This is a genomic window from Bacteroidota bacterium, from assembly GCA_034439655.1.
Lineage (GTDB): Bacteria > Bacteroidota > Bacteroidia > UKL13-3 > UKL13-3 > CANJUD01.
The window spans coordinates 1-8,672 of sequence record JAWXAU010000192.1 but is presented as its reverse complement, the minus strand read 5'-3'; the positions used below and the strand labels follow the sequence as shown (position 1 = coordinate 8,672).

At 38.0% G+C, this 8,672-nt stretch carries 7 protein-coding genes and 1 pseudogene; 1 reads left to right on the top strand and 7 read right to left on the bottom strand.

Annotation, left to right across the window (positions count from 1 at the left end; all coding sequences use genetic code 11):
- Positions 1-255 precede the first annotated feature (255 nt).
- From SGJ10_14470 to SGJ10_14440, 7 genes are all read right to left on the bottom strand, one after another.
- Positions 256-978: an RluA family pseudouridine synthase gene (locus SGJ10_14470; protein ID MDZ4759328.1), complete on the bottom strand. Its 723-nt coding sequence runs from the start codon at positions 976-978 to the stop codon at positions 256-258.
- On the bottom strand, positions 978-1,523 hold the full coding sequence (locus tag SGJ10_14465) for a DUF4294 domain-containing protein (GenBank protein ID MDZ4759327.1): 546 nt from the start codon (positions 1,521-1,523) through the stop codon (positions 978-980). The genes SGJ10_14470 and SGJ10_14465 overlap by 1 nt, the downstream gene beginning before the upstream one ends.
- Positions 1,524-1,567: 44 nt before the next feature.
- Positions 1,568-2,737: a prolipoprotein diacylglyceryl transferase gene (locus SGJ10_14460; protein MDZ4759326.1), complete on the bottom strand. Its 1,170-nt coding sequence runs from the start codon at positions 2,735-2,737 to the stop codon at positions 1,568-1,570.
- Between the two features lie 194 nt (positions 2,738-2,931).
- A complete protein-coding gene (locus SGJ10_14455; GenBank protein MDZ4759325.1) occupies positions 2,932-3,411 on the bottom strand; it encodes a transcriptional repressor in 480 nt (159 codons plus the stop codon).
- Positions 3,412-3,468: 57 nt separating this feature from the next.
- Positions 3,469-5,508 carry a M13 family metallopeptidase gene (locus tag SGJ10_14450; protein ID MDZ4759324.1) on the bottom strand — a complete coding sequence of 680 codons (2,040 nt, stop codon included), beginning with the start codon at positions 5,506-5,508 and terminating at the stop codon, positions 3,469-3,471.
- A gap of 109 nt (positions 5,509-5,617) precedes the next feature.
- Complete coding sequence (locus SGJ10_14445; GenBank protein MDZ4759323.1) at positions 5,618-6,967, bottom strand: Mur ligase family protein; 1,350 nt, start codon at positions 6,965-6,967, stop codon at positions 5,618-5,620.
- Positions 6,968-7,112: 145 nt separating this feature from the next.
- On the bottom strand, positions 7,113-7,706 hold the full coding sequence (locus SGJ10_14440) for a CHAP domain-containing protein (GenBank protein ID MDZ4759322.1): 594 nt from the start codon (positions 7,704-7,706) through the stop codon (positions 7,113-7,115).
- Between the two features lie 233 nt (positions 7,707-7,939).
- Here SGJ10_14440 and SGJ10_14435 point away from each other — a divergent pair.
- A pseudogene (locus SGJ10_14435) lies at positions 7,940-8,446 on the top strand (ORF6N domain-containing protein).
- Positions 8,447-8,672: the final 226 nt, after the last annotated feature.

The window sequence follows — 8,672 nt, the reverse complement described above, 5'->3', positions numbered from 1 at the left end:
TATTTATTAACAAAGTTATCAACTTTTAGTGGCTACATTTTGGGGCTTTTATTAGGCAAACTTCTGCTGTTGCTATAAAGTATGTTTTAACTTCCGCTACAAACCAAATCCGCCACAGGCGGAGAACTATTTTAGTTTAAGAATTGGTATAATTGTAGAGTAGTACAAATTTGGGCAGATTCTTCATCTCGTTTTAAAAGGTATATATATAATTTAGCACTATCAATAACGGGACTCAGAATGACGGTATTAATTTTAAAACGTATCATACCTCCCCAAAATTTTCAAAAATACTTCTAGGTCTTTAGGGTAGGGGGCTTCAAACGATAAATGTTCTCCATCAAGTTCAAAAGATATCGTGCGTGCATGTAAAGCTACCCGATCGAAAATAGGTTTCTCTTCGGCATACTTTGCCATCTTATAATTACGCTTTATCCACGACATCATGGGCAATTTGCCTCCATATAATAGATCGCCCGTGATGGGTGTATTTTGGCTGGCAAGGTGAACTCTAATTTGGTGCATGCGTCCTGTAGTTGGTTTGCAAGATAACAAAGTAAAATGCCTGAAAAATTCTATGGAATTAAATATAGTGTGAGCAGGTTTGCCTGCATGGTCAATTACTACTGTAGCTTTTTTTGTTTCGCGTATGGGCAAACTTATTTCTAGGGTTTCCATTTTTTTAACGCCATCTACTATAGCATGATATTCTTTTGCGATTGCTCTGTCTTCGAAAAGTTTATTTACTTTTTTAAATACTTCATTACTTGTGGCAGTTATCATAATACCCGATGTCTCACGATCTAAGCGATGGCACAACTGCACACTTGGGAACTTCTTTCGCAGCAACTGTAATAAACTGGTAGTGGTGAAATTTCGCTCGTCGAGGCTGGGAATAAAGGGTGGTTTGTTCACCACGAGTAGCCCTGCATTGTTATATATTATATGTTCGTCGAAGTTGAAACGGGGTGAAGTCATTATTCTAATTTATAATCGTGAATTATTTTTTCTATTTGGAAATTTTCTACGGGGTCATAAGTTTCATCCAAATCATATCCATATAGACTGGAAAAGGAATTATAAAAGAATTTTTCGGCACTACCATAGTATTCGCTCATAATGCCGTAAACAGTAGCTCCAGTCTCTCTGCTCACTAGTTTCACCATTAGTTTTCCTTCGTCAATCGTTAAGTTTTTAAGTTGTTTCTGGAATGATTCCTTTAGTTCTTTGGAATATTTTTTAACGAATTTTTTTCTATCTTTTTTGGAAGGAATTGCTTGTAGTTTTTGCTCTACTTGTTGCAAATGGAAAGCGGCCATTTTCGCATAAGGCAATACAAATTTCACCCTGCTAATTAATCGATAATAGGCTCTACGTTGTTCCTCAGTCATCTTAGCCGTGTAGGTAAAGGTGGGCAATTCTGAAACGAGAATGGTATCATTTTCTACCACCACCGTGGTGTGTTGGGCAAATATATTTCCTGCGAAAAAATATAATATAATAATGATAATCTTAATTTTCATGATGCTTTATATATGAATATTATTATTCATAACAAATATGGTGCTCAATTTTCGGAAGGTTCTAATATGGGTTTTTTCGAGGCCCATATTTTGGTGATGACAATACCAGCTAATCCCGCTGCCATCATCAATACTGCTATCAATTCGGCTTGTGTGAAACTGAATGAGCCCAAGTGATAACGCTCGTTTACGCGTATTTGTTCTATCAATAATCGCTCGGCACCATTTAGTATCATATATATAGAAAACAACATGCCAGGTATGGAAATACGTTTGCGTAACATCCACAGTATACCAAATATAGCAAGTGCCATAATGGTTTCGTAGATGGGCGTAGGGAACACGGGGAAAGGTAGCTCACTACAATGCGGCCCCACACAACCAGGTATGGGTAGGCCCTCGCTATTTACATTGTGTGGGTATTTGAACGACCATACCCAATCAGGCAATACACCCATCCACGCTGGCTTGGGAGCAGTGTTCACAATTCCCCAATCGCCATCGCCACTCAATTGGCAACCGATACGACCCACTCCATAAGCCAATATTAAAGCGGGGGCGGAGGAATCAATTAAATGTAATAAGTTTATATTTTTTTTGCGTGCAAACCACAATACTGCTGCTGCCCCACAGATAAGTCCGCCATAAAAAGTAAGTCCGCTAAATGAAAGTAGAGAACCAATAGGGTCTTCGATTAATAAAGCAGGATTTTCTAAATTGTCGAAAAGTTTGGCACCGATCAAACCCCAAATAGCCGCAAGCCCAGTTATACTTCCCATGAGCTGGTGTGGTTTTAATATAATAGTTTTGATTTCGTGCGGTGTTTTGCGGTTTTGTCGATCTTCGTTCCAAGTAAAATAGGTCATCAGGCCACCTAATATAACACCCCCTAATATATTCCCTTTTAAAGATAATATGGCATCTTGTGGATTGTTGGAAAAAGTATCATAGTCGGTGAACATGAGCCCAAGTTTATAACCCAATAAAAACCCAGTAACAACGGCTATAAGGTAATCCATTTTTGTTTTAGGTTTGCCTATTTCCATTTGTGTAGGAATGTCGGCAAATAGGCCAGCCTTGCGTTTCAGTTCTTTACTCATTGCCCAATAAGCAGCAATGAATGAAATAGCCAATAGCAACCCAAAAGTTTGAACTGGCAATAATATATTAATACCAAACAGGTATTGTAATATGGAAGTGAGGGTTGGAAACAAATTATTTAATTATTTAATGAATTATGATTGAATGATAAATGATACCCGCCGCTACTGGGTTAATGGTTAATGAAACAATATTAGAAACTATTATCATGTTTTTATTTAAGCTAAATTGTCTTTATACTTACTACTTTATACTTCCTTACCCCTTACTCCTTATTCCTACTTCCTTCCTCCTAACTTCCTTCCTCCTATTTCTTCGGTACTAGCTTGTTACAGTTTATACATTTTCCGTTTTTATTGGTTTGTGGTTCTCCATATAAATTGAGAGAATGCGAGGTGATATTAAAATTCAGGATTCCGCCTATCATATTTTGTATTTGCTGGATACGCGGGTCGCAGAATTCTAAAATTTTAGTACAATGGTTACATATCATGTGGTCGTGTTGCTTGTATCCATAGGCTTGTTCAAATACTGCCATATTCTCGCCAAACTGATGTCGGGCAACCAAGCCACATTCTAATAATAAATCCAAAGTATTATATACTGTAGCACGACTCACTCTATAGTTTCGCTCTTTCATTTGGTCATATAATCTTTCCACATCGAAGTGTTCTTTTTTAGAATATATCTCCTCCAAAATGGCAAAACGCTCAGGAGTTTTACGCTGACCTTTAAGTTCCAGGTATTCTATAAATTTTTGTTTAACAGTTGCTTTTAAATCTTCCATTTTATTATATATATAATTTGCTTGAAGTTAACAAACACAAGCATCTGCAGCACTCAATTACCAAATTCTTGCTCGTTCGTTTACAGGTCTAAAAATCTTTCCGGTATTTATTTTAAATGCATTGTAAAAATCGTCCATATTGCTAATTGGGCCATTGCAGCGGAACTCTCCCGGGCTGTGTGGATCGGTCATAATGCGTTGGCGAAGGGCAGGTTCTGTTATATTATTCTTCCAAGCATTGGCCCACGATAAAAAGAATCTTTGATCGGCGGGAACCCCATGTACTACTAAATTTCTTTTTCCTTCATCGGTACTTCTGAATGCTTCTAAGGCTATCATAAGTCCACCTAAATCTGCGATGTTTTCGCCCAAAGTTAATTTGCCATTTACGTGCACATCGTCGAGCACAGTATATGCATCGAATTGTGCAACAACCATAGCAGTTTTTGCATCGAAACGCTTTTTGTCTTCATCGGTCCACCACATTTTCAAATTCCCCACCGCGTCGAACTGGCAACCTTGGTCATCGAAACCATGGGTCATCTCGTGCCCAATCACAGCACCAATAGCACCATATACCATAGCATCATCGGCATTGGGGTCGAAGAAAGGAGGCTGTAATATCCCTGCTGGGAATACAATTTCGTTCAAAGAAGGATTATAATAAGCATTCACCATTTGAGGAGCCATTCCCCACTCAGTTCTATCCACTGGGCGGCCAAATTTGGCAATCATTCTTTTATATTCATAAGCTGATGCTTCCATCACATTTAATACAAAAGCTTGGTTTTTTATTTTGCAGGTTGAATAATCTTTCCACTTATCAGGATACCCAATTTTTACCATAAATTTATCCAATTTTTCTGTGGCTTTCACTTTGGTTTCAGGGCTCATCCATTCCAGTTTTTGTATTCGCACCCGGAATGCATCTTGTAGATTTTTAACCATTTTGAGCATACGTGATTTGGCCTCCACTTTAAAATTCTTTTCTACAAATAATTGCCCTACTGCTTCACCCATCAAGCCTTCTACCGTTTTCATTACACGTTCGTTTCTGGGCTTTCTCGTTTTTACGCCACGCATGATGGTAGAATAAAAACGAAAATGCTCCGATGCAAAATTGTCGCTGAGATAAGGAGAAGCATCACGAATCAACTGCCATTTTAAATATGTTTTCCAATCCTGAATTGGAATTTCAGTCATCATCGTATTAACCTCTTTAAAAAAATCAGGTTGACCAACTATAATACTGTCTACCTTGGGCAAACCAAAATATTTTGCCATCACCAACCAATTGGTATTTTTCGATAATTCATTGGTGAATGATTGCAGCGTCATTTTATGATAGCTGGCATAAGGGTCGCGTAAAGTAACACGATCCATACTGGCTTTTGCCAATCGAGTTTCCATTTGCATCACAGTGCGTGCATGTGGTCTCGCATCGGCATCTACTTCCCCCATGAGTTTGAAAATCGAGACCATTGTATTCTCTAATTCAGTGCGAAGCTTCGCACTTTTTTCATCCTCTTTAAAATAATAATCTCTATCAGGCATGCTCAATCCGCCTTGGTTGAAGTAAGGAATCATGAGCGAACTTTCTTTCAAATCCTGTTCTACAGAAAAATTAAACAACATCCCGTTTCCTTGGCTTTGCCATTTGCCGAGTAATTTATTGAGGTCATCTATATTTTTCATTTTCTTTATTTCAGCAAGGTATGGAGTCACAGGTTCGATGCCTTGCTTTTCCATAATTTCACTATCCATTCCACTCTTATAAAAATCACCAATCTTGCGGCGGTTACTGCCCTCGGGAGCGTTTGATATAGCAGCACTTTCTAATATACCCAACAATATTTTCTTATTTCGTTCTTCTACTTCATTAAAACTTCCCCAACGGCTTTCGCTAGCCGGAACGGGGTTGTTCTTAATCCAATTCCCCACTGCATAATGATAAAAATCGTTACCCGGCATTATGGTGGTATCCATATATTCGTGGTGAAGTGCGTCGCTCATGGTGCTGTGGTTAAGGTTGATGGAGGCTATTGAAATACTGATGGCCGCAAAAATTAAGAATTGTATTATGATTTTTTTACTCATTTATTTATTTTTTTGCTCTTTGTATTCGCCACGGCGAAGAAAATTTCATGGTTTTTATTACAAGTATATCAACTGCAAAGGTTAATGAAAAATTGGTAAAAGATATTAATTATTTCTCCCAAAAATTTAAGGCGATGCCATCAAACGAACCCGAACTCATCAGCAGCAGTACACGGTTTTCATAATCAAGCTGTTGGAGGAAATTTTGCAGGTCGGCTGTTTGGTCAAATATAATGGCTTTAGTTCCAAATGCGTTTTGCACTTCGGCCTTTTGCAAAGGTTCCATTTTTTTTATTTCGAACGAATGAGCATTATAATATATGATAAGATCATCGGCCACATCCATGCTGTTTTGATATTCTTTCAAGAAATCTTTGTTCAAACTGCTATAGGTATGCAACTCGAAACAGGCAGTCAACTTCCTATTTATATACTGCTCTCGCACCGCATTCACCGTGGCTTTGAGTTTGGATGGGCTGTGTGCAAAATCTCTATAAACTGTAGTATTTTCTTTGTCATATAGTAACTCCAAACGTTTAGCCGTGCCGTCAAAAGTAGATATAGCCTGGTAAAATTCTAAATCTCCAATGCCCAGCTCCTTGCTCAATAAATATACGCCAGCCAGGTTTTGCAAATTGTGCTGCCCAAATATTTTCAACCCCACTGGGCCAATGGCGGTTTGTATAATGGTTTTATAACCATCAATATTTGTCGGGCGATTTTCCAGCTCTCTATAAGGCATTAATCGCAAACGCCCTCTGTGTTTGGCGGCTAATGCTTGCAAGTGCTCATCGCCTTCGTAATATGCTAGGGGAGCACCATCGGGCAATTGGTTTATAAATATTTCAAACTGTTCTATATAGTTTTCAAATGTGGGAAATACATTGATATGATCCCAAGCGATGCCCGTAAGCATGGCAATTTGTGGAAAATATAAATGGAACTTGGGTCGCAGGTCTAGCGGTGAAGTGAGGTATTCATCGCCTTCCAAAATAGTGAGTGGGGCATTGCTCAATTTCACCATTGTATCAAAACCCGCAAGCTGCGAGCCGACCATATAATCAAAATCTCTTTTTGTTTCTCGCAGCACATGCATCAACATGGCGGTGCTCGTGGTTTTGCCGTGACTGCCGCCAATTACAACACGGGTTTTATCTTTGGCATGTTCATATATAAATTGTGGAAATGAATATATAGGAATATTGAGTTCCTTGGCTTTTAAAAGTTCAGGATTATTGGCCTTTGCATGCATGCCCAGTATCACGCCATTCAAATTAGCATCTACTTTTTCAGGGAACCAACCAATCTCGTTTGGCAATAAACCGGCATTTGCAAGTCTGCTTTTGGCGGGTTCAAATATTTCATCGTCGCTGCCAGTAATGGTATGCCCCAGTTGGTGCAGAGCCAGTGCCATATTGTGCATCACTGCCCCACCTATTGATATAAAATGGTAATTCATTGGTGTTGCAACAATAAGGGTGGGAATTTGTATTTTGCCCACAAATAATACCCAAAGAAAAACCTCAAAGTAACTTAGCTTCTTAGTGTTTCAATTTTTAACCATAGTGCAGTTAAAAGTATGAAGCACTAATTTTATCGAAAAGTTACTTCTTCCGCAACCATCCTAAAACCATAGAGTTCTTCACTTCAAATTTCGAATTCGCAGAATCGAGTTCCATTTCTACACGAGACTTATCAAACACGCCCGGGTTTTGCTGTATAATAGAAATATTGCTCTGGGTTACTGAGCATACAATAGCTACATGTCCATATTTATTGCCCCAATGTCCGTCTAAAATAATAAGATCGCCCACTTTGGGCTTCAATTTACTGTGATTAGAAAACTGTAATAAATTTCGTGCAGTGTTTAATTCACCATCATTCACTTTTGCATCAAAAAAATCTCTAGCATTGCCATAAGTGTCGGGCATTTTATGGCGATAATACTCGTAATAATATCGTTTCACAAATTCAACACATTGATACTTTAAGCCAATATTATATCCATCCTTAGTGGTATTCCTTTCTCCAGTGTGGCTCACCCTTCCATTATAATATACATAAACTCCATTTAAACTGTCTACCACATCGCCAAATTTATAGATAGGATGGGGACTAGAATTTTGTACCGAACTATATATAAAATAACTGCTCGTAATTAATATAAGTGCCAAGACTATTATATATTGTTTTTTCATGAATATCCTGTATTGAAGTTAATTTGATGCGAAAATACAAATAGGAATTTATAGGTTGTCAACGAGTAATGTACAATGACCTCGATAACTGTCCCTGTTTTTGTTGTCGGGTGGAAACACCCGACATGTGTAATCAGGTGTTTCCACCCGACTAGTTTGGAGACACAAATTGTAAAAATAACAAGATACATTTTGCCACATCTACAAATATTGTAATAAGTATGAGTATATAAATCATTCAAAAACGAATTTATGAGATCAGAGATCAAAAAGTTATGTTAGTTTTCGACCTTTCCGAATTGTATGAAACCGAAACTAAATAGCTGAAAAGAGCCGTGAAAGTAAACATCAACAGATTTTCATCTGATTTTATGTTCGAACTCGCTAAAGATGAGTGGGGATCTCTAAGGTGCAGTTTTAGCACCATAGAGACTGGGAGAGGCAGATATCCAAAGTATTTACCTTTTGCATTCACAGTGCATGGCGTGGCAATGCTCAGTTCTGTTCTCAATTCTGACAAAGCCATTGAGGTAAATATATCAATAGTTAGGGCATTCGTCATGATACGACATTTTGCAATAAGTTATAAAGAATTAGCAGATAAGATTGCCAAACTGGAAAAGAAAAACAACAAGCAATTTGAAGATGTGTATGAAGCATTAAATATGCTTTTGTGCGATAAAGAAATACAGGCTGATTTTGTAAGCAGAGAGCGGATAGGATATAAGCAAGTGGGCTAGAGTCTAATTACTTGGATGCAAAGCATGATTCAAAGTTTTGAATTTGTATTTGAATGTATTATCTAATACCAATTCTTAAACTAAAATAGTTCTCCGCCTGTGGCGGCTTTAGTTTTTAGAATGGTAGTACCGAACTACATCCCGAAAGCCCCGCTTAATCCCGATAATTATCGGGATGCGGGGGGATTAGTCCCTTTCTTTTGGACTATTATATATTGAGTGTCGG

What these genes read in the sequence shown, in the direction of transcription:
- SGJ10_14455 (MDZ4759325.1), bottom strand. Translation starts at nt 3,411, where the DNA reads ATGGAAGATTTAAAAGCAACTGTTAAACAAAAATTTATAGAATACCTG.
- SGJ10_14470 (MDZ4759328.1), bottom strand. Translation starts at nt 978, where the DNA reads ATGACTTCACCCCGTTTCAACTTCGACGAACATATAATATATAACAAT.
- SGJ10_14445 (MDZ4759323.1), bottom strand. Translation starts at nt 6,967, where the DNA reads ATGAATTACCATTTTATATCAATAGGTGGGGCAGTGATGCACAATATG.
- SGJ10_14465 (MDZ4759327.1), bottom strand. Translation starts at nt 1,523, where the DNA reads ATGAAAATTAAGATTATCATTATTATATTATATTTTTTCGCAGGAAAT.
- SGJ10_14440 (MDZ4759322.1), bottom strand. Translation starts at nt 7,706, where the DNA reads ATGAAAAAACAATATATAATAGTCTTGGCACTTATATTAATTACGAGC.
- SGJ10_14450 (MDZ4759324.1), bottom strand. Translation starts at nt 5,508, where the DNA reads ATGAGTAAAAAAATCATAATACAATTCTTAATTTTTGCGGCCATCAGT.